The organism is Chitinophaga sp. SYP-B3965, assembly GCF_009647655.1.
GTDB lineage: Bacteria > Bacteroidota > Bacteroidia > Chitinophagales > Chitinophagaceae > Chitinophaga.
The window spans coordinates 196,736-221,093 of the sequence record NZ_WJFD01000005.1; the positions used below are offsets into that span (position 1 = coordinate 196,736).

General features: G+C 46.7%; 25 protein-coding genes. 14 read left to right on the plus strand and 11 right to left on the minus strand.

The features are described from left to right. Positions 1 to 58 precede the first annotated feature (58 nt). Positions 59 to 661 (plus strand): methyltransferase domain-containing protein, encoded by a 603-nt coding sequence (locus tag GFS24_RS24055; RefSeq protein ID WP_153664092.1) that lies wholly within the window; start codon positions 59 to 61, stop codon positions 659 to 661. A 12-nt stretch (positions 662 to 673) separates the two neighbouring features. Beyond that, complete coding sequence (locus tag GFS24_RS24060) at positions 674 to 1,351, plus strand: rhodanese-like domain-containing protein (RefSeq protein WP_153664094.1); 678 nt, start codon at positions 674 to 676, stop codon at positions 1,349 to 1,351. A 124-nt stretch (positions 1,352 to 1,475) separates the two neighbouring features. On the opposite strand, the gene GFS24_RS24065 is transcribed toward GFS24_RS24060, so the two are convergent. Continuing rightward, on the minus strand, positions 1,476 to 2,987 hold the full coding sequence (locus tag GFS24_RS24065) for a carboxypeptidase M32 (RefSeq protein WP_153664096.1): 1,512 nt from the start codon (positions 2,985 to 2,987) through the stop codon (positions 1,476 to 1,478). 53 nt (positions 2,988 to 3,040) lie between these two features. Here GFS24_RS24065 and GFS24_RS24070 point away from each other — a divergent pair, with 53 nt between their 5' ends. From GFS24_RS24070 to GFS24_RS24090, 5 genes are all read left to right on the plus strand, one after another. Next, complete coding sequence (locus tag GFS24_RS24070; protein WP_153664098.1) at positions 3,041 to 4,135, plus strand: Nif3-like dinuclear metal center hexameric protein; 1,095 nt, start codon at positions 3,041 to 3,043, stop codon at positions 4,133 to 4,135. A gap of 3 nt (positions 4,136 to 4,138) precedes the next feature. Continuing rightward, on the plus strand, positions 4,139 to 4,891 hold the full coding sequence (locus GFS24_RS24075) for a zinc ribbon domain-containing protein (RefSeq protein ID WP_153664100.1): 753 nt from the start codon (positions 4,139 to 4,141) through the stop codon (positions 4,889 to 4,891). 90 nt (positions 4,892 to 4,981) lie between these two features. After that, positions 4,982 to 6,469, plus strand: coding sequence for a tetratricopeptide repeat protein (locus tag GFS24_RS24080; protein ID WP_153664102.1), 1,488 nt, complete (start codon positions 4,982 to 4,984; stop codon positions 6,467 to 6,469). Positions 6,470 to 6,532: 63 nt separating this feature from the next. Further along, positions 6,533 to 8,185: a DNA repair protein RecN gene (gene recN, locus GFS24_RS24085; RefSeq protein ID WP_153664104.1), complete on the plus strand. Its 1,653-nt coding sequence runs from the start codon at positions 6,533 to 6,535 to the stop codon at positions 8,183 to 8,185. Between the two features lie 48 nt (positions 8,186 to 8,233). Continuing rightward, on the plus strand, positions 8,234 to 9,046 hold the full coding sequence (locus GFS24_RS24090; RefSeq protein ID WP_153664106.1) for an enoyl-ACP reductase: 813 nt from the start codon (positions 8,234 to 8,236) through the stop codon (positions 9,044 to 9,046). Positions 9,047 to 9,205: 159 nt separating this feature from the next. On the opposite strand, the gene GFS24_RS24095 is transcribed toward GFS24_RS24090, so the two are convergent. Then, positions 9,206 to 9,427, minus strand: coding sequence for a DUF2795 domain-containing protein (locus GFS24_RS24095; protein WP_012794455.1), 222 nt, complete (start codon positions 9,425 to 9,427; stop codon positions 9,206 to 9,208). Between the two features lie 100 nt (positions 9,428 to 9,527). Here GFS24_RS24095 and GFS24_RS24100 point away from each other — a divergent pair, with 100 nt between their 5' ends. Further along, complete coding sequence (locus GFS24_RS24100; RefSeq protein ID WP_153664108.1) at positions 9,528 to 10,181, plus strand: ABC transporter ATP-binding protein; 654 nt, start codon at positions 9,528 to 9,530, stop codon at positions 10,179 to 10,181. Positions 10,182 to 10,184: 3 nt separating this feature from the next. On the opposite strand, the gene rfbD is transcribed toward GFS24_RS24100, so the two are convergent. The 6 genes from rfbD to GFS24_RS24130 all read right to left on the minus strand — a co-directional run bounded on the left by rfbD (position 10,185) and on the right by GFS24_RS24130 (position 16,164). Further along, positions 10,185 to 11,036 carry a dTDP-4-dehydrorhamnose reductase gene (gene rfbD, locus GFS24_RS24105; protein WP_153664110.1) on the minus strand — a complete coding sequence of 284 codons (852 nt, stop codon included), beginning with the start codon at positions 11,034 to 11,036 and terminating at the stop codon, positions 10,185 to 10,187. A gap of 12 nt (positions 11,037 to 11,048) precedes the next feature. Continuing rightward, positions 11,049 to 11,609: a dTDP-4-dehydrorhamnose 3,5-epimerase gene (gene rfbC / locus GFS24_RS24110; RefSeq protein ID WP_153664112.1), complete on the minus strand. Its 561-nt coding sequence runs from the start codon at positions 11,607 to 11,609 to the stop codon at positions 11,049 to 11,051. After that, a complete protein-coding gene (gene rfbB, locus GFS24_RS24115; RefSeq protein ID WP_153664114.1) occupies positions 11,609 to 12,664 on the minus strand; it encodes a dTDP-glucose 4,6-dehydratase in 1,056 nt (351 codons plus the stop codon). Before rfbB ends, rfbC begins: the two co-directional genes overlap by 1 nt. A gap of 92 nt (positions 12,665 to 12,756) precedes the next feature. Beyond that, positions 12,757 to 13,701 carry a UDP-glucuronic acid decarboxylase family protein gene (locus GFS24_RS24120; RefSeq protein WP_153664116.1) on the minus strand — a complete coding sequence of 315 codons (945 nt, stop codon included), beginning with the start codon at positions 13,699 to 13,701 and terminating at the stop codon, positions 12,757 to 12,759. Positions 13,702 to 13,715: 14 nt separating this feature from the next. Continuing rightward, a complete protein-coding gene (locus GFS24_RS24125; protein ID WP_153664118.1) occupies positions 13,716 to 15,029 on the minus strand; it encodes a UDP-glucose/GDP-mannose dehydrogenase family protein in 1,314 nt (437 codons plus the stop codon). A 7-nt stretch (positions 15,030 to 15,036) separates the two neighbouring features. Then, positions 15,037 to 16,164 (minus strand): DegT/DnrJ/EryC1/StrS aminotransferase family protein, encoded by a 1,128-nt coding sequence (locus GFS24_RS24130; protein ID WP_153664120.1) that lies wholly within the window; start codon positions 16,162 to 16,164, stop codon positions 15,037 to 15,039. Positions 16,165 to 16,265: 101 nt separating this feature from the next. Between GFS24_RS24130 and GFS24_RS24135 the strand changes: the two genes are divergently transcribed. Next, positions 16,266 to 17,531 (plus strand): glycosyltransferase N-terminal domain-containing protein, encoded by a 1,266-nt coding sequence (locus GFS24_RS24135; RefSeq protein WP_153664122.1) that lies wholly within the window; start codon positions 16,266 to 16,268, stop codon positions 17,529 to 17,531. On the opposite strand, the gene GFS24_RS24140 is transcribed toward GFS24_RS24135, so the two are convergent. After that, positions 17,501 to 18,310: a hypothetical protein gene (locus tag GFS24_RS24140; RefSeq protein WP_153664124.1), complete on the minus strand. Its 810-nt coding sequence runs from the start codon at positions 18,308 to 18,310 to the stop codon at positions 17,501 to 17,503. The genes GFS24_RS24135 and GFS24_RS24140 overlap by 31 nt on opposite strands. A gap of 98 nt (positions 18,311 to 18,408) precedes the next feature. On the opposite strand from GFS24_RS24140, the gene GFS24_RS24145 reads away from it, so the two are divergent. After that, entirely contained in the window at positions 18,409 to 18,978 is a 570-nt protein-coding gene (locus GFS24_RS24145; RefSeq protein WP_153664126.1) for a thymidine kinase, read from the plus strand. On the opposite strand, the gene GFS24_RS24150 is transcribed toward GFS24_RS24145, so the two are convergent. Together GFS24_RS24150 and accC are read right to left on the minus strand one after the other, a co-directional pair. Next, on the minus strand, positions 18,975 to 19,454 hold the full coding sequence (locus tag GFS24_RS24150; RefSeq protein WP_153664128.1) for a GtrA family protein: 480 nt from the start codon (positions 19,452 to 19,454) through the stop codon (positions 18,975 to 18,977). The genes GFS24_RS24145 and GFS24_RS24150 overlap by 4 nt on opposite strands. A gap of 99 nt (positions 19,455 to 19,553) precedes the next feature. Further along, entirely contained in the window at positions 19,554 to 21,044 is a 1,491-nt protein-coding gene (accC, locus tag GFS24_RS24155) for an acetyl-CoA carboxylase biotin carboxylase subunit (RefSeq protein WP_153664130.1), read from the minus strand. 82 nt (positions 21,045 to 21,126) lie between these two features. Between accC and GFS24_RS24160 the strand changes: the two genes are divergently transcribed. The 4 genes from GFS24_RS24160 to GFS24_RS24175 all read left to right on the plus strand — a co-directional run bounded on the left by GFS24_RS24160 (position 21,127) and on the right by GFS24_RS24175 (position 24,346). Then, a complete protein-coding gene (locus GFS24_RS24160) occupies positions 21,127 to 21,789 on the plus strand; it encodes a heme exporter protein CcmB (RefSeq protein ID WP_371731314.1) in 663 nt (220 codons plus the stop codon). A 145-nt stretch (positions 21,790 to 21,934) separates the two neighbouring features. Continuing rightward, a complete protein-coding gene (gene ccsA, locus GFS24_RS24165) occupies positions 21,935 to 22,600 on the plus strand; it encodes a cytochrome c biogenesis protein CcsA (RefSeq protein WP_153664132.1) in 666 nt (221 codons plus the stop codon). After that, positions 22,593 to 22,856 (plus strand): CcmD family protein, encoded by a 264-nt coding sequence (locus GFS24_RS24170; RefSeq protein ID WP_153664134.1) that lies wholly within the window; start codon positions 22,593 to 22,595, stop codon positions 22,854 to 22,856. The genes ccsA and GFS24_RS24170 overlap by 8 nt, the downstream gene beginning before the upstream one ends. Positions 22,857 to 22,909: 53 nt before the next feature. Next, complete coding sequence (locus GFS24_RS24175; RefSeq protein WP_153664136.1) at positions 22,910 to 24,346, plus strand: Glu/Leu/Phe/Val dehydrogenase; 1,437 nt, start codon at positions 22,910 to 22,912, stop codon at positions 24,344 to 24,346. Positions 24,347 to 24,358: the final 12 nt, after the last annotated feature.

Below are 24,358 nucleotides of genomic sequence, written 5' to 3' on the forward strand. Positions count from 1 at the left end.
TCATTCTCAGGCCTTTCTACCATTTGAATCAAGCAATTAGTACAAACAGTTAACAGGTATGCCTGCATTAGACAAGTCTTATTGGAACGCCCGGTACGAGCGCGGCGAAACGGAGTGGGATATGGGAGCAGTTTCCCCACCCCTCAGAGAGTATTTTGATCAACTCCCCAACAAAAATCTTCGTGTATTGATCCCCGGTGGTGGTAACAGCTACGAAGCCAGGTATTTGTGGGATAATGGATTTAAGGATATAACGGTATTGGATATATCCTCTGTGTTGATAGACAGGCTGAAACGAGAACACCAGCAAACAGGGATCAAATTTATTGTGGGAGACTTCTTTGAACACGAATCCGAGTACGACCTTATTGTTGAGCAAACTTTTTTATGCGCATTAGATCCAACTTTGCGGATGGCTTATGCCCGTCACATGTATGATCTCCTGTGGGAAAAGGGTGTTCTGGTAGGTTTGCTGTTCAACAGGGAATTTGATGAACCCGGTCCACCTTTTGGAGGAGGCATCAAAGTGTACCGCAGGATGTTTGAACCGTATTTCAATTTCAAGATCTTTGCGCCCTGCCACAATTCACATCCCGCCCGCCAGGGAAAAGAAGTGTTCATCAATTTCAGGAAACTGGACCAGCTTTCGAAGAAGCGATAGTATCTTTACAGTATGAAAAAGATCCTATTAGCAGCCGGTTTGTTACTGGCTGTGCTGACTGGTTTCGCACAGGATGCGGTACCCGCAGATGCTTTTGAAAAAGGAATGGGGCAACCAGGTATTCAGTTGCTGGATGTACGTACGGCAAAGGAGTTTAATACCGGCTATTTGCCGAATGCCTTACAGGCTGATTTTACAAAGAAGAAAGAATTTTTTGACCGGATCCAGTACCTGGATAAATCCAAACCAGTATATGTTTATTGCCTGAGTGGCGGCCGCAGCGCCGCTGCTGCCAAATGGATGCGCGAAAACGGATACGCGAAAGTAGTGGAAATGGAAGGCGGCGTAATAGCCTGGAAGCAGGCTGGTAAAACATTAACCGGTGAAGCCTTAGGACCGCAGTTCAGCATTCCTGATTTTGAGAAAGCCGTGAAGAGTGATAAATGGATACTGGTGGATGTAGGCGCCACCTGGTGCCCGCCTTGCCGTAAGATGGAGCCAGTTGTGAAACAGATCGTTAAAGAAAAGCAATTGAAACTGGTGAGTGTAGATGCCGGCAAAGATACAGATGTGATGAATAGCATCGGCGCTAAAGCACCCCCTACCTTTGTGTTGTATAAAGATGGAAAAGAAGTGTGGCGAAAGGAAGGGATTGTAACTGTGGAAGAATTCAGATCAGTGATCAAATAAAAACTAAGGGGCCGTATCAAAAGTATGATGCGGCCCCTTTTTATTCGGGTACCTGATGGAGGCATGCCATCATTTATGCAATTCTCCGGGCTATCTTTTATTTTTGATACAACCCCTTAGTTTTTTATAGTTGATAAATGCCACCAAATTTCTTCACGGCATAATCCAGGAAGTATTTGAATTCCAGGTTCTCTCCCGTCACTTTTTTACACAGTTCATTAGAAGTATAGAACCTGCCAAAGCAATGAATATTCTCCCTTAACCATTGCAGCAAAGGACCGTAATTACCATCGGCAATAGCTGCTTCCAGTCCCGGTACTTGTTTTTGTGCAGAGGCATATAACTGCGCAGCATAGAAACTTCCCAATGAGTAAGTAGGGAAATAACCAAAGCTGCCGTGAGACCAGTGAATATCCTGTAAAACACCACTATGATCATCCGGTACTTCCTGTTGCAGGTAATCACGGTAATACTGGTTCCAGGTCTCTCTCAGATCTTTCGTCTGTAATGTTCCGCCGATCAATCCTTTTTCAATTTCATACCGGATCATTACATGGAAATGATAAGTAAGCTCATCCGCTTCTGTACGGATCAGGGAAGGCTGAACAAGGTTGATAGCTTTATAGAAATCCTGGATAGGCACTGCCAGCAAACTGCTGCGGAAAGTGGCCTGCAGGTTATTGTAGTGATATTGCCAGAAGGTAAGGCTGCGGCCTAAATTGTTTTCCCATAAACGGGATTGGGATTCATGGATCCCCAGGCTGGCTGCTTCCCCGCTTGGTAAACCATATTCTTCAGGCGGAAGGCCTTGTTCATAGAGCGCATGACCACCTTCGTGGATACAGCTCCAGGTCATATTGCCAAGGTCCTGTTCATCTATACGGGTGGTCACTCTCACATCCTGCGGGCTGAAGCTGGTGGTAAAAGGATGTTCTGAAATATCCTGCCGGCCTGCTTTGAAATCATATCCCATGCCTTTCAAAAGATTAATTCCGAATTGCCATTGCTGGTCTTTAGGAAAATGCCGGTGCAGGAATGAATTATCAGGCACCTCTTGCTGCGCTATTTTTTTCAGGATAGGCAGGAGGGATTCTTTCACGCCGCTGAAGATCTTATCCAGCATTTGCACATCTGCTCCTTTCTCGTATTCATTGAGCAATGCATCATAAGGATGGCCCTTGTAACCAAGGATCTCTGCTTCCCTTTTCTTGAGTTCCACCATTTTGGCCAGCAGGGGCTCAAACACATCAAAATTATTTTCCTTGCGGGCTTTGATCCATGCATGATAGGCCGCATTGGTAGCGGTGGACAGTTCTGCGACAAAAGCAGCCGGATATTTGCGGTTCTTCTCATAATCTTCCAGGGAGAGGACTACATTCTTTTGCTGAACGGCGCTCAGATCGCTGCGGGAGCTGAGTTCTTTCAGGATATCGCCCAGTGCGTCCTCAGAGAACAGCTCGTGGGCAATGGAGCTAAGCGTAGTAAGCTGCTGCCCGCGGAAGGCCGCACCCTTTTCCGGTAAATAGGTTTCCTGATCCCAGCCCAAAATCGACATGGCATTACGTACGTCTGCCACTTTTTGCATTTTTGTCTTATAATCTTCGTAAAGCTCGGATGAAGTTTTTTGCACTGTCATTAAAACAATTTTATTTTACAAATCTAACGAAAGCTGAATCAGCAATAAAAGATATGACCATCCGTGATATAATACAAGTAATTGAAGCATTTGCTCCCTTATCCTACCAGGAATCGTATGATAATGCGGGGCTGATCTTCGGGAGTGGAGATATGGAGGTAAAGGGCGTATTATTAACCCTGGATGCCACAGAAGCTGTGCTGGACGAAGCTTTGGAGAAAGGCTGCAATCTCGTGATCGCGCATCATCCTATCGTTTTTGGCGGGTTGAAAAAGATCAACGGCAAGAATTATGTGGAAAGGGTGGCTATTAAGGCCATTAAGAACGACATCGCTGTTTACGCCGCCCATACCAACCTGGACAATGTGCGGGCAGGGGTGAGCGCTATGATGGCCGGCCGGCTGAACCTGCGGAACACAAAAGTACTGGCCCCTAAAAGGGAACTGCTCCGGAAACTCTTTACTTTTGCCCCTGTGGCGGATGCAGAGATCGTACGGCAGGCACTTTTTGAAGCAGGGGCAGGCCACATCGGTAAATACAGCGAATGCAGTTTCTACCAGGATGGTACGGGGACTTTTAAGGGCGCTCCGGATACGGACCCCTATGCAGGCACTCCCGGAGAACGCCACCAGGAAGGGGAAACGAAGATAGAAGTGATCTTCCCCGCCCACCTGGAAGGCCAGGTGATCCGGGCCATGCTGCAACACCATCCCTACGAGGAGGTGGCCTACGATATCGTAAAGCTGGAAAATGAATGGGCGGAAGTAGGTTCCGGGCTGATAGGCTCCCTGCCGGAAGCCATGGAGGAGATGGATTTCCTCCGGCTGGTAAAGGAGCAATTTAAGACCGGCTGTGTGCGGTATACCCCCCTCCGGGGCAAAAAAGTACAGAAGGTGGCTGTTTGCGGAGGGGCCGGGAGCTTTCTCCTGAAGAAAGCAATCGCTGCCGGAGCGGATGCCTATGTGTCAGCCGATTTTAAATACCATGAATTTTTTGATGCTGAAAATCAATTGATTATAGCAGATGTGGGACATTTTGAGAGTGAACAGTTCGCAGTGGAGTTATTTTATCATATATTGACCGAAAATTTCCGTAATTTTGCGCCTCTTAAATCTACCATTAGTACAAACCCGGTAAATTATTTATAATACATGGCTACTGTTAAAGAATACAACGTTGAGGAAAAATTGGTTTCTGTACTGAAATTACAGAAGATCGACTCCAAGTTGGACGAAATCCAGATCCTGAAAGGAGAGTTGCCGATGGAAGTGCGGGACCTGGAAGATGAGATTGAAGGTTTGAACCTCCGCCAGGCACATATCGAGGATGAGATTAAAAGCATCACTGATTTCGTTGCCAGCAAGAAAGCGGCGATCAAAGAAGCTGAGGCACTCGCCAAGAAGTACGAAAAGCAGCAGGATAATGTAAAGAACAGCCGTGAGTTTGAAGCCATCACCAAAGAAGTGGAGATGCAGAACCTCGAGATCAAACTGGCTGAGAAACATATCAAGGATGCTAACGAAGAAGTAAAAGACAAATCACGTGCCCTGGAAGTTGCCAAAAAAGCGGTAGCGGACAAGGAGAACAACCTGAAACATAAGAAAGGCGAGCTGGAGAAGATCATCAGTGAAACTGACAAGGAAGAGAAAGCATTACAGAAACTCACCGAAGAAGCACGCGAAAAAGTAGACCCACGTTTACTGCAGGCGTACGAAAAGATCCGTAAGAACTATCGCAACGGCCTGGCTGTTGTTACAGTAATGCGTGATTCCTGCGGTGGTTGCTTCAATGCCATCCCTCCGCAAAGACAAGCTGAGATCCGTCACCGTAAAAAGATCGTAGTGTGCGAACATTGCGGCCGCATCCTGGTGGATAACGACCTCGAAGCCACTGTACAGGCATAATAATATTAAAAGGACATCGAAAGATGTCCTTTTTTATTTTAAGATCACTCCGCGCATATCCATTACGCGGAGTTCCTTATTTTTGCCCCTATGCGTTTTATTTTCATCATTGCACTTTGTTGTGGCATCTCTCTTTCTGTTAATGCGCGGCAAAAAAAATACGAGTTCAATTCCCGCTGCCAGCAGGCATATGATGCTATCATGCAATTACGGTTAAACACCGGTAAGGCATTGCTGGAAGAAGAGAAACGTGCGAATCCTGATAATCTCATTCCTTACTTCCTGGATAACTACGCTGATTTTTTTACGCTGTTCTTTAATGAAGACCCTGTTGTATACGCCCGCCAGAAAGCACAACGTGCCGTAAGACTGGACCTGATGGAAGAAGGACCGGAGGACTCTCCCTATTACCTGTACACGCAGGCGGTGATCAAATTTCAATGGGCCCTGGTGAAAGTAAAGTTTGGAGAGAAGTGGGATGCAGTATGGGAAGTGCGCAAAGCATATGTGACCTTAAAAGACAATCAGAAACAATTCCCGCAGTTCCTGCCCAACAATATGTTGCTGGGTTCCATGCAAACCGTGTTCGGCACTATTCCGGAAGGATACAAGTGGATCACCAATATCCTGGGCCTGCGTGGCAGCATTAAAGAAGGCATGCGCCTGCTGCAGGGTTTTATAGACAGTAATGATCCTTCCGCTGTGGTATTCCGCGAAGAATCCTATTACTATTACTGTTATCTCAAACTATTCATCGAAAATAAACCAGACCAGCTGTGGCAGTTCGTACAGACCAAACAACTGGATACGCATAATAACTATCTTTTTGCACTTATGGTGGCCAACCTTTCGCTTAACAACCAAAAGGCGGCACAAGGTATCAAAGTGCTGGAAGAACGTAAACAAGGCCCTGAATACGCAGAAATATTCTACAAGGATTATGTGCTGGGACTGATGAAACTGGAACGCCAGGATGAGGATGCCATAGAGCACCTGGAATACTTTGTGAATAATTTCAGAGGCAAATTCTATGTAAAAGAAGCGCTGCAGCGTTTAAGCTGGGCTTATTACATGAAAGGGGATATGGCAAAGGCCAACAAATACCGGAGCCTGATCTTCACGAAAGGGAACACAGAAACGGAAGCAGACAAACAAGCGCAGAAAGAAGCAAAGAAAGGCACCTGGCCACATCCTTTGTTGCTGAAAGCAAGGCTGCTCAGCGATGGGGGTTTCTATCAGAACGCCCTCACTATTATGCTTTCCAAACGCTCCAACGATTTTAATACCATAGAAGAAAAACTGGAATATGCGTACCGCCTCGGCCGCATTTATGATGAAATGGGGCAGGATACCAATGCCATCCGCCTGTATGAAGCCACTATCAGAGCCGGAAGTAACCGCCCGGAATACTTTGCCGCACGTTCCGCCCTGCAGATGGGGTATATCTATGAAAAATGGGGAGATAAAGGAAAAGCAAGACAAAGTTTTCAAACCTGCCTGGATATGGAAGGGCACGACTACAAAAATTCCCTTGATCAGAAAGCAAAAGCCGGTATGTTACGGCTGGATGGGAAATAGACGTGCATAAGTCGAATTGATAATTCATAATTATATTGGGATATTGCATTTGGAAATTTAGTTATGTTATACCGACTGGTTATTCAGAATTACGCCATTATAGATAATCTGGAGATTGATTTCTCCGGCAACCTCAACGTGATCACCGGTGAAACGGGTGCAGGTAAATCTATTTTGCTCGGTGCATTAAGCCTTATTCTCGGAGAACGTGCAGACCCTTCTGTGCTGTTTGACAAAACAAGGAAATGTGTGATCGAAGGCATGTTTAAAGTGAAAACAGCGCAGGTGCAGGCTTTCTTTGAAGCACATGAGCTGGACATAGAGGATCAGGTGATCCTGCGCAGGGAGATCAGCTCCGCAGGTAAATCCCGTGCATTTATCAATGACACACCGGTGAACCTGTCTCAGTTATCTCAGTTAACACTGCTGCTGGTAGACCTGCATCAGCAGTTTGATACACTGGAACTGGAGAAGTCGGATTTTCAGCGGGAGGTGGTAGATGCGCTGGCCGGCCACCAGGATGAATTGCAGGGTTATACCCGCAAGTTCCAGCAATATGCCCGTTTACAGAAGGACCTGAAAGAATGCCTTCTTCAGCGGGATAATGCCAATAAAGAATCAGATTACAATAAATTCCTGCTCGATGAATTACTCGAGGCAGATCTGCAGGAAGGTGAAATAGAATCGCTGGAAGCAGAGCAACAGATACTCAGCCATTCAGAAGAGATCAAAGGCACGCTTAACCGTGTTCATTTTCAGTTAAAAGAAGATGAGCAACCCGTATTGCAGCAGTTACGCCAGATCCAGGCTTCTTTGCAAACATTATCTGAATTCCACAAGGATGTACCGGCACTTTCTGCCCGCATGCAATCCACCTACCTGGAATTGCAGGACATTGCCGGAGAAGTGGAAAGGTTGAATGACCAGGTACAGTATGACGGCGAACGGATGGAGGAGTTGAATGACAGGATTACTGCGGCGTACCGGCTCCTTAAAAAGCACAACGCGCAAAACACCGCAGAGCTTCTGCTGATCAAAGGTCAGCTGGAACAAGGTCTGGAAGGTGTGATGAACCTGGACGGCCGCATCCTGGAACTCGAAAAACAGATCGCTGCACTCAAAGAAGAGCTGGAAAAAACTGCAGCAGCCATCACTAAAAAACGGATAGCGCAGGTAGCGCCTTTTGAACAGAAAGTGAATGCTTTGCTGGCCCAGGTGGGGATGCCCAATGCACGGATCAAAGTATCCATCCAGCAGGGGGCCTTGCAAACCTATGGCCAGGATACGATAGAGTTCCTGTTTGATGCCAATAAGAGCAATAATTTTGGCCCGATAAGAAAAGTAGCATCCGGCGGGGAACTGAGCCGGTTAATGCTCTGTATAAAATCCCTGGTAGCACGTTCCGTAGCTTTACCCACCCTGATCTTTGATGAAATAGATACGGGTATTTCCGGAGAGGCGGCACGCCAGGTGGGTATTATCATGAAAGAACTGGCCCGCGGCCACCAGGTGATCTGTATCACGCACCAGCCACAGCTGGCGGGCAAAGCAGACGCACATTACTTTGTTTATAAGCACATGGAAGGAGAAAAAGTGAAAACACATGTCCGTCTTTTATCGCAGGACGAACGGATCACTGCCATAGCTAAAATGCTGAGTGGAGAAAAGCCAACACCTGCCGCTTTAGAGAACGCCAGGGAGATGGTTATGCAATAACATTTCAATTTTCGACTTTAACTGCTAAATTTGCCCAAATTTTAATCAATGGCTCATAACTTATTACAAGGGAAGAAAGGTATCATCTTTGGCGCATTGGATGCAAATTCCATTGCCTGGAAAACAGCAGAGCGTTGCGTACAGGAAGGAGCACAGATCGTGTTGACCAATGCGCCTATTGCCATGCGTATGGGTGAGATCAACAAACTTGCTGAAAGCTGTAATGCCCCGGTAATACCTGCCGATGCCACCAGCATGGATGACCTGAATAACCTGTTTACCAAATCAATGGAGCATTTCGGCGGTAAGATCGATTTCGTTCTCCATTCGATCGGTATGAGTGTGAACGTTCGTAAAGGAAAGCCCTATACTGACCTGGATTACGACTTTTACCATAAAGGCATCGATGTGTCCGCTATGTCCCTCCACCGCGTATTGCAAACAGCCTACAAGCTGGATGCACTGAACGAATGGGGTTCTGTAGTGGCTTTAACTTATATCGCCGCACAAAGGGTATTCCCTGATTACAGCGATATGGCAGATGCTAAATCCATGCTGGAATCTATTGCCCGCAGCTTTGGTTATCATTATGGCGTGAAGAACAAAGTGCGTATCAATACGATCTCTCAATCTCCTACCAGAACAACAGCCGGCAGCGGTGTGAAAGGTTTTGAAGGCTTTATCAGCTACGCGGAGAAAATGAGCCCCCTGGGTAATGCTTCGGCAGATCAGTGTGCAGATTACACCGTATCACTGTTCTCAGACTACACCCGTATGGTGACCATGCAAAACCTCTTCCATGATGGCGGATTCTCCTTCACAGGGATCTCCCATGCCGTAGTGGAACAGATGGAAAAATAAAAGCGAGCTTCACTTATGTGCATAGTAGTGATTTGCTTCAATTCGTTCACTTAGGTGCATAAAAAACCGTCCTGGTATTACCAGGACGGTTAATTTTTTTAGAAGCATAGGAATACGCTGAGGCATTAGCGCATCACTACGAACGGGGCCTTTGGAATATCAGTACTCGTCTTCGTTAAAGAAGAAGTCGTCCTGCGACGGGTAATCAGACCAGATATCCTCGATCCCTTCGTAAATTTCTCCCTCGTCTTCCAGTTCCTGCAAGTTTTCGATAACTTCGATGGGTGCACCGGAACGGATGGCGTAATCTATGAGTTCGTCTTTTGTAGCAGGCCATGGAGCATCCTCCAGGTACGAAGCTAATTCTAGAGTCCAGTACATCGTATATAAATTTTTACTTTTCCGAATTTTCGCAAAAGTATTATTTAATTTGAAATAAACAACTATTACTATTTTAACGGCCTAATTACTTTGTTCGGATATGCTTACTGCCCGCAATGTTACCAAAAATTATTCCAATCTGCAGGTCCTCCAGGGAGTGGATATTTCTGTCAGTAAAGGTGAAATAGTGACCATTGTTGGTTCCTCGGGAGCCGGCAAAAGTACCTTGCTGCACATCCTGGGAACGCTGGACAGCCCTACCAACGGGGAAATCTTTATCAACGACGTTCAAACCAGCAGCCTGAAAGGTAACCGGCTGGCAGACTTCCGTAACCGCCACATCGGCTTCATTTTCCAGTTCCACCACCTTTTGCCGGAATTCACCGCACTGGAAAATGTTTGTATCCCCGGGTACATTGCCGGTGCCCGTAAAAGCGCTGTTAAAGAGCGGGCCGCCTTCCTGCTGGAAACCCTGGGCCTCAAAGACCGTATGGAACACCGTCCTAAAGAACTTTCCGGGGGAGAGCAGCAAAGAGTGGCGGTAGCCAGAGCGCTGATCAATAACCCGGCTGTGATCATGGCAGATGAACCGACCGGTAACCTGGACTCTCACAATGCCAGGGAGCTGCACCAGCTTTTCCTGCAACTCCGCGACCAGTTTGAACAAACCTTCATCATCGTTACCCATAATGAGGAACTGGCTACACTGAGTGATCGCCAGCTGGTCATGAAAGACGGGAAAATAGTCAGTTAACCCCTATTTCCCCAGGCAAACTGCCAAACTGTCCTTCCAATACGGTATTTCCAACCCAAAGGATGCTTTTATTTTTCCTTTATTTAGAACGCTGTAAGCGGGGCGTTTTGCTGCGGTGGGGTATTGATCCGTGGTAACGGGTTTGATAACGCATTTGGAGCCCGTAAGGGCCTTAATGGCCACTGCAAAGTCGTACCAGCTGGCAACACCTTCGTTGCTATAGTGATATATACCGCCGGTGATCCCATCCGGATGTTGCAGGATAGTTAAGATAGCTGCAGCCAGGTCATTTGCATAAGTAGGCGTGCCCGTTTGGTCAAATACCACATTCAGGCTTTCTTTTTCCTGCATCAGCTGCTGCATGCGGAGCGCAAAATTAACGCCGGTGCGGGAGTAGAGCCAGGAAGTACGGATCACCACAGCATTGGGGTGATAACCCAGTACGGCAGCTTCCCCGCGAAGTTTGGACGCGCCATAGATCCCATGGGGAGAGGCGTCGTCTGTTTCCTGGTAAGGACGGTTGGCATTACCATCAAAAACATAGTCCGTAGAAACATGAATAAAAGTAGTGTTGTGTTCAGCACTCACTTCCGCAAGGATCAGGGGCGCCTGGAAATTAAGCAGGAAAGCTGCTTCTTCATCCTGTTCTGCTTTATCGACGGCCGTGTAGGCAGCACAGTTGATCACCGCGTCTATCGTTTGCCGGCCAAAGAAATCTTTAACGGCGGCAGCATCTGTAATATCCAGCTCTTCCCTGTCCGTATATAAAAAAGAAAGATCAGGATACTGAGCGGCGATGGATTGCAGCGCGTTGCCTAATTGGCCATTGGCGCCTGTTACCAGGATGTTTTTCATGAATTCAGATAATTATGACTTATAAACAAAATTGTGCTGGCAGTCTGCCAGGACCGGTAATACCAGGTCTTTTTCAGAAACAATGGCTTCCGCTAAAGGAATGCCCCAATCGATATTCAAGGCAGGGTCATTATAGATCAGACCGCCTTCACTGGCCTTATGATAGAAATTATCGCATTTATACATTACCTCGGCAGTAGGGCTCAGCACAGAATAGCCGTGCGCAAACCCCTTAGGTACCAGCAGCTGGCGTTTGTTCTCTGCAGATAGTTCAATCGTATATACTTTGCCGTAAGCAGGGGAACCCCTGCGCAGATCTACCACCACATCCAGGATGGAACCTTCCAGTGCACGGATCAGTTTGGTTTGTGCATGTGGTTCCTGCTGAAAATGCAGGCCACGCAATACACCATAAGTAGAACGGGCCTGGTTATCCTGCACAAATACGATCTCCACACCTTCTTCCCGGAAAGTACTGGCATTATAACATTCAAAAAAATAACCTCTGCTGTCTCCATGAACTTTGGGTTCGTAGATCAGGAGGTCAGGAATTCCTGTTTCTATAAAAGGCATTATCTTTTCTGGTATTGTGTTTCGTAAAATTGTTGATAAGCTCCGCTGGTAACGTGTTGCAGCCATTCTTCGTTGGCCAGGTACCAGTCTACTGTTTTCTCCAGGCCTTCTTCAAACTGCAGGCTTGGCGCCCATCCCAGTTCTTTGTTCAGCTTGGTAGCATCAATAGCATAACGGAGATCGTGACCGGCACGGTCTTTCACATATGTGATCAACTGTGCGGAAGTACCGGCCGGCCGGCCCAGTTTACGATCCATCACCTCGCATAAAAGATGAATGAGATCAATGTTCTTCCACTCATTGAAACCGCCGATGTTGTAAGTTTCACCAATGCGGCCATTATGGAAGATGGTATCAATTGCACGGGCATGATCTTCTACGAACAGCCAGTCACGCACATTCTCACCTTTACCATAAACAGGCACCGGCTTGTTCGTTTTGATATTGTGGATGGCCAGCGGGATCAGTTTTTCCGGGAAGTGATGAGAGCCATAGTTATTGGAACAGTTACTCAATACAACCGGGATCTTGTAAGTGTGGTAATATGCTTTTACAAAATGGTCGGAACTGGCCTTGGAGGCGGAATAAGGAGAGCGGGGATCATAAGCGGTCTCTTCTGTAAAAAAACCTTCTTCACCCAGCGAGCCGAATACTTCATCTGTAGACACATGGTAGAAACGTTTGTTCTCCATATTATCCTGCCAGTATTTTCTGCAGGCATTCAGCAATACCGCCGTTCCCAGCACATTGGTCTTGATAAAAGCCAGCGGATCAAGGATAGAGCGGTCAACATGACTTTCAGCTGCCAGGTGGATCACACCATCAAACGCATATTTTTCAAAAAGTGCATTCACGGCATTTTCATCCGTGATGTCTACTTTTTCAAAGCCGTAATTGGGGAGGTCTTTAACATCCTTCAGATTCTCCAGATTGCCTGCATAAGTGAGGTTATCACCATTTACTATAGTGTATGCGGGGTATTTATTAACAAAGAGCCTGACAACATGTGAGCCGATAAAGCCGGCGCCACCTGTAATAAGAAGTGTTCTTTTCATAATTCAATGTATGGAGGAAAATAAAAAATGAAAAGTTAAAAATAGATCAACGCATGTAGCATGACCTTACCGTTAACTTTTCATTGTCAATTCTATTTACCTAAAGCCTGTTTAAAGTATTCGTATGTGATCTTCAAACCTTCTTTCCGGTCTACTTTCGGTTCCCAGCCCAGCAAAGCTTTAGCCTTGGTGATATCTGGTTTCCGTTGTTTGGGATCATCAGTTGGTAAAGGACGGTAAACGATCTTCTGATTAGTGCCTGTGAGTTCAACGATCTCCTGTGCAAATTGCAGCAGGGTGATCTCCACAGGATTACCAATGTTCACCGGCAAGTGATAATCACTCAGCAGCAGGCGGTAAATGCCTTCTACGAGATCATCTACATAACAGAAAGAACGGGTTTGGGAACCATCGCCAAATAAAGTGAGGTCCTGACCGGTAAGCGCCTGGCTCATGAAAGCTGGCAAAGCACGTCCGTCATCCAGCCGCATACGGGGACCGTAAGTATTGAAGATCCGGATGATGCGGGTATCCACGCCATGGAAATTATGGTATGCCATGGTCATGGATTCCATAAAACGTTTGGCTTCATCGTACACGCCACGCGGGCCGATGGGATTCACATTTCCCCAGTATTCTTCCGGTTGCGGATGTACGGCAGGATCGCCATATACCTCAGAGGTAGAGGCTACCAGGATGCGGGCCTTTTTATCCTTGGCCAAGCCCAGCAGGTTGTGCGTACCCAAAGAGCTCACTTTCAATGTCTGGATAGGCATTTTCAGGTAATCTATGGGGCTGGCGGGAGAAGCAAAATGAAGGATATAATCCAGGTCTCCCGCTACATGCACAAACTTTGTAACATCGTGGTGATGGTATTCAAAATTCTTCAGGGGGAAAAGATGTTCAATATTTTTGATATTCCCCGTTAGCAGGTTGTCCATGGCAATTACATGGTATCCTTCTTTGATAAAACGATCGCAGAGATGGGAACCAAGGAATCCGGCAGCACCGGTGATCAATACTCTTTTAGTAGTCATATTCAGCCAGGGATTTAAGATTTGGCAGGCAGGCGGCCTACGCTTTCATAATAGAAACCAAGTTCCTGCATGCGTGCAACATCAAACAGGTTCCGGCCGTCAAAGATAACTTTATGTTTCAAGGTAGTGGCAATCTTGTCGAAATCCGGTGTACGGAACACGCTCCATTCTGTTGCAATGATCAGGGCATCGGCATTTTCCAGTGTGGCGTACTGATTTTCTGCATACACTACTTTATCACCGATCACACCTTTTACATTCGGCATAGCTTCCGGATCAAATACAGAAACGGTAGCACCGGCGCTTACCAATGCATCAATGATATATAAAGCCGGAGCTTCACGGATATCATCTGTATTGGGTTTGAAGGCAAGCCCCCACAGTGCAAAGTGTTTCCCTTTGAGGTTTTCATCGAAATGAGCGCTGATCTTTGGCAGGAGGAATAACTTTTGTTTCTCATTCACATCCATTACGGCATCCAGGATCTTGAAGGCATAATTCACTTCCTGGGAAGATTTTACCAGCGCCTGAACATCTTTAGGGAAACAGCTGCCGCCATATCCGATACCGGGGAAGAGGAAGCGTTTTCCAATACGGTCGTCGCTACCAATACCTCTGCGTACCATATCAACGTCCGCTCCCAGCTTTTCGCAAAGGATGGCGATCTCGTTCATGAAAGATATTTTGGTAGCAAGGAAAGAGTTTGCAGCATATTTGGTGAGCTCAGCAGATTTTTCATCCATGTAGATGATTGGATTACCCTGGCGTACAAAAGGTGCATACAGATCTCCCATCACTTTACGGGCTCTGTCTGATTGTGTACCGATCACCACACGGTCCGGTTTCATGAAGTCTTCCACAGCCACGCCTTCCCGGAGGAATTCAGGATTGGATACCACATCAAACTCCACCTTAGCATTTTTCGCGATAGCGGCAATTACTTTATCTGCTGTACCTACCGGTACAGTGCTCTTGTCTACGATCACTTTGTAATCCTTCAGCATACCGCCTAACTTTTCAGCTACGCCAAGGATGTAAGAAAGATCTGCAGAACCGTCTTCTCCGGGAGGTGTGGGCAAAGCCAGGAAGATCACCTGTGCTTCGCTGATCCCTTTTTCAAGGTCAGTTGTAAAACTAAGGCGACCTTCTTTGAGGTTCCTTTCAAATAATTTTTCGAGGCCTGGTTCGTAGATCGTGATCTGACCAGCGGAGAGTTTGTTTACTTTGGTAACATCTATGTCAACACAAGTAACTTGGTTGCCAGTTTCGGCAAAACAGGTACCGGTAACGAGTCCAACGTATCCGGTCCCAACAACGGTAATCTTCATGTGGGGCTTAGTTTAAAAAAGATTTAACTGAATCTGTGATGAGCGTTAATTGATCCTGGTCCATCTCTGTGTGGATGGGAAGTGATATCACTTTACCGGTCAGGCTGTCTGTAACAGGGAGGGACAGATTGGGATCCACCATACCAGCGAACATTTTCTGGCGGTGGGCCGGCACAGGGTAGTAGATCATGGCTGGCACCTGTTTTTCCTGCAGGTAAGCCTGTAATTTATTCCGGTCTGCTCCATTAAGTTGCATAGTATATTGATGGAACACGTGCAATTGATTCGTTGCCTGGAAAGGTGTTACGATCTGTGACATACCGGCAAAAGCAGTATCATAGGCAGTAGCTACGGCGCGGCGGGCTGCAATATACTGGTCTAACAGCTGTAGTTTGATGCGGAGCACTACTGCCTGGAGGGTATCCAAACGGCTGTTTACCCCTACTTCGTCGTGATAATAACGTTGGGATTGGCCATGGTTGGCTATCATCCTGATCTTTGCCGCCAGGGCGTCGTCATCTGTGAAAAGGGCGCCACCATCTCCATAACATCCCAGGTTTTTGGAAGGGAAGAAGGAGGTGCAGCCAATATGGCCAAAGGTGCCTACTTTCTTTGTGGTGCCATCTTTCGTCGTGTAGTGGCTGCCGATAGCCTGGGCATTATCTTCGATCACGTAGAGGTTATGTTTCCTGGCAATTTCCATGATAGGCTCAATAGCCGCACTGTGGCCATATAAGTGAACCGGCACGATTGCTTTTGTTTTAGGCGTGATGGCTTTTTCAATTGCCGCAGGATCAATGCAATAGGTCTGCGGGTCAATATCTACAAAAACCGGTTTCAGGCGCAACAGGGCAATTACTTCAGCGGTGGCAATAAAAGTAAAGGAAGGAGTGATCACTTCGTCACCTGGCTCCAATCCAAGTGCCATCATGGCTATTTGCAGCGCATCTGTGCCATTGGCACAGGGTATTACATGTTTGGTACCAAGGTACTGCCCCAGTTCCTGGGAAAACTGCTGTACGGGCGCTCCGTTTATATAGGCAGCACTTTCCAGCACATCCTGAATGGCTGCGTCAACCTGCGGCTTAATCTTACTATATTGGCGTTTGAGATCCACCATCTGAATAGGAACCATGTAGGGTATCTTTTTTTGAGTCCGCAAATTTACAAATTTTGGGATAGGCAGGAGGACTATCTTTGTGAGATATTCGAATTATTGAGTTAAGTATCAATTCTGTGGGTTTATCGATTCTCATTTACAATACGGGCATACGTCTTTACAGATTTTTCCTGGGACTGGCCGCAAAGTTTGGTGGTAACAAGAAAGCGCAGCTGTGGTTAGCAGGGCGCGAAGGTATGTGGTCTGGTCTGGAAGCCGCCATGAAAGGGGATGTACCTGTTATTTGGGTGCATGCTGCTTCATTGGGGGAGTTCGAGCAGGGGCGGCCTGTTTTGGAGGAATTGCGCCAGCAATACCCCGGTTTTCGTATCCTGCTCACCTTCTTTTCCCCCTCTGGTTACCAGGTGAGAAAAGATTATAAAGGAGCAGATTACGTGTGTTATTTGCCGTTAGATACCCCGGAAAATGCCCGGCGTTTCCTTTCTGCCGTACAGCCAAAGCTCGCCATCTTCATTAAATATGAGTTCTGGTACCACTATTTATCCGGCTTAAATGCCAGAAATGTGCCCGTTCTGCTGATATCCGGCATTTTCAGGGAGCACCAGATCTTCTTTAAATGGTATGGTGGCCTGTTCCGGAAGCTTTTAAAGGGAATGGACCATCTCTTTGTGCAGAATGAAGGCTCTTTGACCCTTTTGCACAATATTGGTGTCCGGCAGGTTACGCTGGCCGGAGATACCCGGTTTGACAGGGTATGGGCCCTGCGGGAGAACCCGGTGGTACTACCTGAAATAGAACGTTTTATCAAAGTGCCCAAAGTAATGGTGGCTGGCAGCACCTGGGAAGAAGATGAAAAACTGCTGGCCGAATGGTGGTATGGGGGAGCACAGGATATCCGCCAGATGATCCTGGCGCCACATGAGATCACAGAGGCCCGTCTGAAACGTGTAGAACAATTATTCCCTGACGCCATCCGCTATTCTGCTTTTGTGAAAGGAGGAACACCCAAAGGCAAGGTATTGATAATAGATAACGTGGGTATGCTGTCTGCCTTATACCGGTATAGCCGTGTTTCTTATGTGGGAGGAGGATTTGGTAAAGCCGGGATCCACAATATCCTGGAACCAGCTACTTATGCCAAACCGGTGATCATCGGGCCTGTTTATGAGCAGTTCAATGAAGCCGTTACACTGGTGCAGCTGAGAGGCGCTATTGTGGTGAATAACCTGGATGATCTGAACCGGGCTATTGAAGCTTTGAATGATACCTACTATCATCAGCAGATCACAGAAATAGCAAGCCGCTTCGTAGAAGAGCATCAGGGGGCTACCAATAAGATCATGCATTATATTCAGGAAAAACGTTTCCTCACGAGAGAGTAGAACTGGTTCACCAGCTCGTCTGTTTCATTCCAGCCCAGTTTGATCTTCAGTTCCCTTTCAATCCAATATTCAGCTTCCTGGAGGGAAGTGCTTTCATTGATCGTTTTAATGGAACGTTCATACATGGTTTTATCGCCCCGGAAGAGTTCCTGGATGAATTGGAATTTATCATTGATGCCAATAGCATTCTTCAGATCGTTCACTGCCATTCCGCCTAATTTCTGACCTACTTCCACTGTATTGCTGGAACGTAAGGAATCATTCAGGGAAGTACTGTGCTTCCCTATCAATTCATTCAGCTCTTTGCGGATGCCAGTATTATTTTCCGTAGAGCGTTGTGGCACTGACGGCGGTGGCGGTGGTGGTGGTGCAGATGGTTGCGGATGTGGATATTGATCAAACAAAGTTGCGGTTGCCGGTCTTTCTTCCGGATTGCGTTTTACCGGAATACGGTCAGGTGCATAACCATTTGTTTGCAGGATCACTTCAGCGGGGGGAGCAGGAATTTCTACGGGTGGTGGTGGCGGAATTTGTACCGGCGGCGGTGCTGCTACTACAGGTGGTGGAGGTGTTACTGCCACTACTACAGGCGGTGGTGCCTGGGCAGGCAGGGATGTGGCTACATGACCGTTACCCTTTAACTCTTGTTGCTTTTGCTTATTGCGTTGATGTAATATCTCTGCCTGTAGCAACTGAGTGTAATAGGATATGGTTTGCAGACCAGCATTGGAATTTTTCAATTCCTGTAATTTGTCAATTAATGCACTTATCTTTTCCATGCCTTAACTGTTAACGCCATCTGGTAGAAATTATTATAATTGCACTAAGTTAAACTTTTTTTAACAACCTAATAATCTAATAATCAAAATACTACAATATGTTTATTGAACCTTCTCTTACAGGAGGCCGCAGAGGATGGATCGAAGTGATATGTGGATCAATGTTTTCCGGAAAAACAGAAGAACTGATACGCAGGTTGAAACGTGCCAGGATCGCTAATCTTTCCCTGGAAATTTTCAAGCCGGCTATGGATACCCGGTACGATGAAATGAATATTGTTTCCCATGATGAATCAAAGATCTTATCTACTCCAGTGGATAGTTCCCAGCAGATCCTGCTCTTAGGGCAGGGCATAGATGTAGTAGGTATTGATGAAGCACAATTCTTTGATGCAGAGCTGCCCAATGTGTGTGATCAGCTGGCCCTCAGCGGTATCCGCGTGATCGTTGCCGGCCTTGATATGAATTTCCAGGGAGAACCGTTTGGTCCCATTCCTCAACTTTTAGCCAAAGCAGATTACATCACAAAACTGCATGCCATTTGCGTGATATGCGGGAACATTGCCACTTTCTCCTATCGGAAAAGCGCTGATACACATACGATATTACTAGGTGAGAAGGATCTGTATGAACCCCGGTGCCGGCACTGTTTTTACAACGTACATTAATTCTGCACTTTCACTTTAAACGTGAACTTCTTCTGGGTAATATAACTGAAGCAAACTACCAGGATCGTAGTGAGGATCTTTGCAATGGTAGGATAGAAGTGACAGTAGTCCACAAATAATTTAATGAACACCACATTGAACAGGAAGCAAATGCCTACCAGCAAAAGGTAGCGGATAAGCTGTACTCTGCCTCTCAGATTGGATTCGGAGAATACAATGTATTTATTCAATAAGAAACCGGTAGGGAAGGTGATCACAAAAGCCATCAGGAAGGCTGCAATATGCGGACTGATCGTGAAAAATGGCAGATGCACCATTTGCTGATGCAGGATGAAGTTGAAGCTAATGAAGTACAGGAAGATGTCCATAGCGGTATTCCCACCTCCGCAAACCAGGTAGCGGAAGGTCTGAAAAGGCATCATCTTAGCGAAAGGCTTGTGAAAATATGCCAGGATATCGAGGATCAATTGCTTCATAAAAACGCCGCAAAACTACGAATGAAATGTTAATAAAGCATGAGGTGGCTGGATTTTAACATTCATTTGATAGGCGGGACCTTTTTAAAAAAAACACCCCTACCGCCAGGTCTTACGTTGTTTCCATTGAGAAGCTTCTCCATTAGTTGAAACCGGCGCCACCTGTGAAGGTTTCACCGCAGATCTCCACAGTTGCTCTGCGAGGATAGCTGCTGCTTTGGCTGCATCCTCATCTTTAATGTCCAGCGCTGCGGCAGTGAAATATTTACCAATGAAGTTTGTATCGAAGTTGCCTTCTATAAAAGGTTTTTGCTGCAAAGCCCATTTGCCGAAGGGCAGTGTTGTTTTGATCCCCGTCACCTGGTATTCATCAATAGCCCGCAGCAGACGCTCTCTTGCTTCTTCCCGGTTGGCGCCCCAGGCAATCAGTTTAGCGATCATGGGATCATAATAAATAGGAATATCCATGCCCTGCTCATATCCATCATCTACTCTAACACCGTACCCCTGCGGGCGGATATATGTTTCCAGTTTACCTGTATCCGGCAGGAAATTATTGGCAGGATCTTCTGCACAGATACGTAATTCAATAGCATGGCCATTGATCTGTAATTCTTCCTGTGTGAAAGGAAGTTTTCCGCCATCAGCGATCCTTATCTGTTCTTTCACAAGGTCTAGCCCGGTGATCATTTCCGTTACAGGATGTTCCACCTGCAGGCGGGTATTCATTTCAAGGAAATAAAAATTCAATTGTTCATCTACCAGGAATTCCACGGTACCAGCTCCATAATAATTACAGGCACGGGCCACATCCACTGCACATTTTCCCATAGCTGCACGGATAGCCGGAGTGAGACAGGAAGACGGTGCTTCCTCTATCAGTTTCTGGTGGCGCCGCTGAATGGAACATTCTCTTTCAAACAGGTATATACAATTACCATGTTGATCTCCCAATACCTGTATCTCTATATGGCGTGGTGCGCCTACATATTTCTCTATAAAAACGGCATCATCCCCAAAAGCGTTGAGGGCTTCACTTTTAGCCATGCGGATCTGTTCTTCCAGTTCACTTTCCTGCTGCACCACCCGCATTCCTTTACCACCACCACCTGCAGAGGCTTTAATGAGAATGGGGAAGCCGGTTTTCTTCACTACTTCTTTTGCTTCTTCCACACTTCGGAGCGGCGTTTCTGTACCAGGTACCATCGGTACGCCAAAACTTTGTGCGGCTTGTTTGGCAGCCAGTTTGCTGCCCATCACTTCAATAGAAGCCGCAGAAGGGCCGATAAAGATGAGGCCGGCATCTGTTACTTTTTGTGCAAACTTCGCATTCTCGCTAAGGAAACCATATCCCGGATGAATAGCATCTGCACCGGTTTGCTGTGCAACCGCAATGATCTTGTCGCCCAGTAAATAGCTTTGGCTGGAAGGGGCAGGCCCTATGCAAACGGCTTCATCCGCATACTGCACAAAAGGCATGGCACGGTCTGCTTCTGAGAAAACAGCTACAGTGGCTATACCCATTTCCCTGGCTGAACGCATAACCCGAAGGGCTATTTCCCCACGGTTGGCTACTACAATCTTTTTCATCCGGTTGTTTTTGAATAAGGGGCTAAAGTTAATGGATTTAGAATTGTGATGCGGGGCAGGTGGTTTTATTATCTTTGCCTCCGTGAAAAGTCCTCTTTCCCAGATCATCGCCCTCGTAAAAAAAGACCTGCTGCTGGAATGGCGCCAGCGGCATGCGCTGTTTGGCATCCTGCTGTATGTGTTCTCTACCGTTTTTGTGATCAACCTGATGGTGAAAGAACCGGAGGATACTATCTGGAATGCCATGTTCTGGGTGGTGCAGCTTTTCGTTTGCGTTAATGCGGTGGCCAAAAGCTTCCTGCAGGAGAACAAGGGACGGTTGCTTTATTTTTATTCGTTGGTTCATCCCCGTTACTTTATTGCTGCCAAGCTGCTCTATAATATGCTGCTGATGATTGTGTTCAGCGCGGTTTCCTTACTCTGCTGTATCCTTTTCCTTGGCAACCCGCTCATTCACCCGCTTTATTTCCTGGGGGTGGTATTACTGGGCGGGATCAGTTTATCCCTTCTTTTTACCATGCTGGCCGCCATTGCGGCACAGGCCAGCCAGAATGCTGCACTGATGGCTATTATGGGTTTTCCGCTGGTGATGCCCATCCTCATGCTGCTAACAGGTATTTCGCAGAGCGCTTTTGCCCCTGTGGTACAACCCGGCCTGCCAGGCATGTTCGCCCTGCTGGCAGGAATGGATGTACTGGTCATAGCCCTTGCGCTGATTTTATTTCCCTATCTCTGGAAGGAATAATCCATACATTTTTTAACAAAAACCTCCCTATGGTAAAGGTTTTTCAAGGATTCGCAGGGCTTTTGCAGGTTCATCAAAATCCGTAAATGGCTTTGCCGTTACCTTTAAAACGTGTAGGTTTGCCCCCACATATTGTATTAGAACAATGGCAAAGCATTGGTGGAAAATCTTAAGTGTAGTTATCCTGCTATACGTAATCATAGGCGGTTTTATGATCAAAGTGCCGGTCATCGGTAACAATCAGCAAGCTGCCCGGAGCATCTTCTTTCACTTACCTATGTGGATGAGCATGTATACCCTCTTCACCATTTCCGTGGTGAATTCAGTCTGGTACCTCGCTACAAACGATCTTCGCCGGGATGTCCGCGCTTCCAGTTCTGCGAGCGTTGGTGTACTGTTTGGCGTGATGGGTTTTTTTACCGGCATGTTGTGGGCCACTTATACCTGGGGCGGCACTATCGTGAATGATCCCAAACAAATGACCACTGCCATCGCACTGACCATTTACATGGCTTATCTCGTATTGCGGCTCTCCTTTACGGACCTGGATAAACGGGCACGGGTTTCGGCCATCTTCAATGTATTTGCTTTCGCTTTACTTATTCCGCTCACTTATATCATTCCCAGGATGGTGGAATCCCTTCATCCGGGTAGTGCCAGCAGCCCGGGCTTTAGTTCCCAGGATACTGCAGGCACCATCAAAATGGTACTCTGGCCTGCATTCATCGGATGGACCTTGCTGGGTATCTGGATCTACACACTGCGGGCTCGTTATAAAAGATTAGTATTAAAAAATATCCTCCATGGCTAAAAGACTCAGCTATTTATTGCTCGTTTGCCTGATGTTACCGATCACTGCTGCCATTGCGCAGGCAACAGATACTGCACGCGTAGTGAATGAAGTGGTGCAGCAGCAGAATACAGAAACCGGTCCTGTGAATGAGTTCTTCCGCAGTAACAACAAAATTTACGTGGCTGTAGGCATCCTTGTGATCATATTTACCTGTATCATATTATACCTTGTAAGGCTGGACCGTAGGATCGGCAAGCTCGAGAAAGAAAATTAGTTAGAAACCCTGCATCGTACAACACCAAAACAATATACATAAAACAGTTTTTTATGGCTAAAGCTAAAGCGCTGGCACAAGAACAGCATTATAACTTTTTCCACAGCGTGGAACAAAGTTTCGACAAGGCTGCGCAGTTCACCAAATGGGAAAAAGGGATCCTGGAGCAGATCAAAGCGTGTAATGCTGTGTATCGTATTAAATTCCCTGTGAGAGTGGGAAACAGTATTGACGTAATTGAAGCTTACCGGGTACAACACTCCCATCACAAATTACCCTGTAAAGGTGGTATCCGTTTCAGTGATGAAGTGAACCAGGATGAAGTAATGGCCCTCGCCGCCCTGATGACTTACAAATGCGCTATCGTGAACGTTCCTTTTGGCGGCGCCAAAGGAGGTATCAAGATCAATCCCCGCAACTATACCCCTTTTCAACTGGAAAACATTACCCGCCGTTACACAGCTGAACTGGTAAAAAAGAATTTTATAGGCCCCGGCATCGACGTACCTGCTCCTGATTATGGAACAGGCGAACGTGAAATGAGCTGGATCCTGGATACATACATGAGCCTTCGTCCCGGTGAAATTGATGGTTACGGTTGTGTAACCGGTAAACCTGTTTCCCAGGGTGGTGTGCGTGGCCGTACAGAAGCCACCGGCCTTGGTGTGTTCTATGGTCTTCGTGAGTTATGTAATGTGAAAGAGGACATGAAGCGCCTTGGACTGGAACCTGGTATCGAAGGTAAAAAAGTGATCGTACAGGGGATGGGGAACGTGGGTTACCACGCCGCCAAATATTTCCACGAAGCAGGCGCGAAAGTGATCTGCCTCATAGAATGGGATGGCGCCATCTTCAATCCTAAAGGATTGAACCCGGACGAAGTATTGAAATTCCGCAAAGAAACAGGTTCCATCGTTAATTTCCCCGGTGCTAAAAACCTGAAGAAAAATACAGACGGATTAGAGCTGGAATGTGATATCCTGATCCCCGCAGCATTGGAGAATGTGATCCACGCAGAGAATGCGCCAAAGATCAAGGCAAAGATCATCGGCGAAGCGGCGAATGGTCCACTGACACCTGAAGCAGATGAGATCCTGTCTAAAAAAGGTGTGATCGTAGTGCCGGATATGTTCCTGAACGCCGGTGGTGTTACCGTTTCTTACTTTGAGTGGCTGAAGAACCTGAGCCATGTGCGTTATGGCCGTTTGGGCAAACGTTTTGATGAGAATATGAATATTCACATCCTGGGCCAGATAGAAGAACTGACCGGTAAAAAGGTGTCAGAAAAAGAAAGGAAGTTCATTGCACATGGTGCGGATGAAGTGGATCTGGTATATTCCGGTCTGGAAGAAACCATGCACACTGCATTACATGAAGTGCGTGAGAAATTAATGGAACATAAAAAGATCAAGGATATGCGTACAGCAGCTTATGTATGTGCTATCGACAAGGTAGGTGCAGCATATGAGCAACTGGGTATTTTCCCTTAATAATATCCTGGT

Excerpts from the sequence above, each read along its gene's own strand:
- GFS24_RS24055 (WP_153664092.1), top strand. The coding sequence starts at position 59 with ATGCCTGCATTAGACAAGTCTTATTGGAACGCCCGGTACGAGCGCGGC.
- GFS24_RS24060 (WP_153664094.1), top strand. The coding sequence starts at position 674 with ATGAAAAAGATCCTATTAGCAGCCGGTTTGTTACTGGCTGTGCTGACT.
- GFS24_RS24065 (WP_153664096.1), bottom strand. The coding sequence starts at position 2,987 with ATGACAGTGCAAAAAACTTCATCCGAGCTTTACGAAGATTATAAGACA.
- GFS24_RS24070 (WP_153664098.1), top strand. The coding sequence starts at position 3,041 with ATGACCATCCGTGATATAATACAAGTAATTGAAGCATTTGCTCCCTTA.
- GFS24_RS24075 (WP_153664100.1), top strand. The coding sequence starts at position 4,139 with ATGGCTACTGTTAAAGAATACAACGTTGAGGAAAAATTGGTTTCTGTA.
- GFS24_RS24080 (WP_153664102.1), top strand. The coding sequence starts at position 4,982 with ATGCGTTTTATTTTCATCATTGCACTTTGTTGTGGCATCTCTCTTTCT.
- recN (WP_153664104.1), top strand. The coding sequence starts at position 6,533 with ATGTTATACCGACTGGTTATTCAGAATTACGCCATTATAGATAATCTG.
- GFS24_RS24090 (WP_153664106.1), top strand. The coding sequence starts at position 8,234 with ATGGCTCATAACTTATTACAAGGGAAGAAAGGTATCATCTTTGGCGCA.
- GFS24_RS24095 (WP_012794455.1), bottom strand. The coding sequence starts at position 9,427 with ATGTACTGGACTCTAGAATTAGCTTCGTACCTGGAGGATGCTCCATGG.
- GFS24_RS24100 (WP_153664108.1), top strand. The coding sequence starts at position 9,528 with ATGCTTACTGCCCGCAATGTTACCAAAAATTATTCCAATCTGCAGGTC.
- rfbD (WP_153664110.1), bottom strand. The coding sequence starts at position 11,036 with ATGAAAAACATCCTGGTAACAGGCGCCAATGGCCAATTAGGCAACGCG.
- rfbC (WP_153664112.1), bottom strand. The coding sequence starts at position 11,609 with ATGCCTTTTATAGAAACAGGAATTCCTGACCTCCTGATCTACGAACCC.
- rfbB (WP_153664114.1), bottom strand. The coding sequence starts at position 12,664 with ATGAAAAGAACACTTCTTATTACAGGTGGCGCCGGCTTTATCGGCTCA.
- GFS24_RS24120 (WP_153664116.1), bottom strand. The coding sequence starts at position 13,701 with ATGACTACTAAAAGAGTATTGATCACCGGTGCTGCCGGATTCCTTGGT.
- GFS24_RS24125 (WP_153664118.1), bottom strand. The coding sequence starts at position 15,029 with ATGAAGATTACCGTTGTTGGGACCGGATACGTTGGACTCGTTACCGGT.
- GFS24_RS24130 (WP_153664120.1), bottom strand. The coding sequence starts at position 16,164 with ATGGTTCCTATTCAGATGGTGGATCTCAAACGCCAATATAGTAAGATT.
- GFS24_RS24140 (WP_153664124.1), bottom strand. The coding sequence starts at position 18,310 with ATGGAAAAGATAAGTGCATTAATTGACAAATTACAGGAATTGAAAAAT.
- GFS24_RS24145 (WP_153664126.1), top strand. The coding sequence starts at position 18,409 with ATGTTTATTGAACCTTCTCTTACAGGAGGCCGCAGAGGATGGATCGAA.
- GFS24_RS24150 (WP_153664128.1), bottom strand. The coding sequence starts at position 19,454 with ATGAAGCAATTGATCCTCGATATCCTGGCATATTTTCACAAGCCTTTC.
- accC (WP_153664130.1), bottom strand. The coding sequence starts at position 21,044 with ATGAAAAAGATTGTAGTAGCCAACCGTGGGGAAATAGCCCTTCGGGTT.
- ccsA (WP_153664132.1), top strand. The coding sequence starts at position 21,935 with ATGGCAAAGCATTGGTGGAAAATCTTAAGTGTAGTTATCCTGCTATAC.
- GFS24_RS24170 (WP_153664134.1), top strand. The coding sequence starts at position 22,593 with ATGGCTAAAAGACTCAGCTATTTATTGCTCGTTTGCCTGATGTTACCG.
- GFS24_RS24175 (WP_153664136.1), top strand. The coding sequence starts at position 22,910 with ATGGCTAAAGCTAAAGCGCTGGCACAAGAACAGCATTATAACTTTTTC.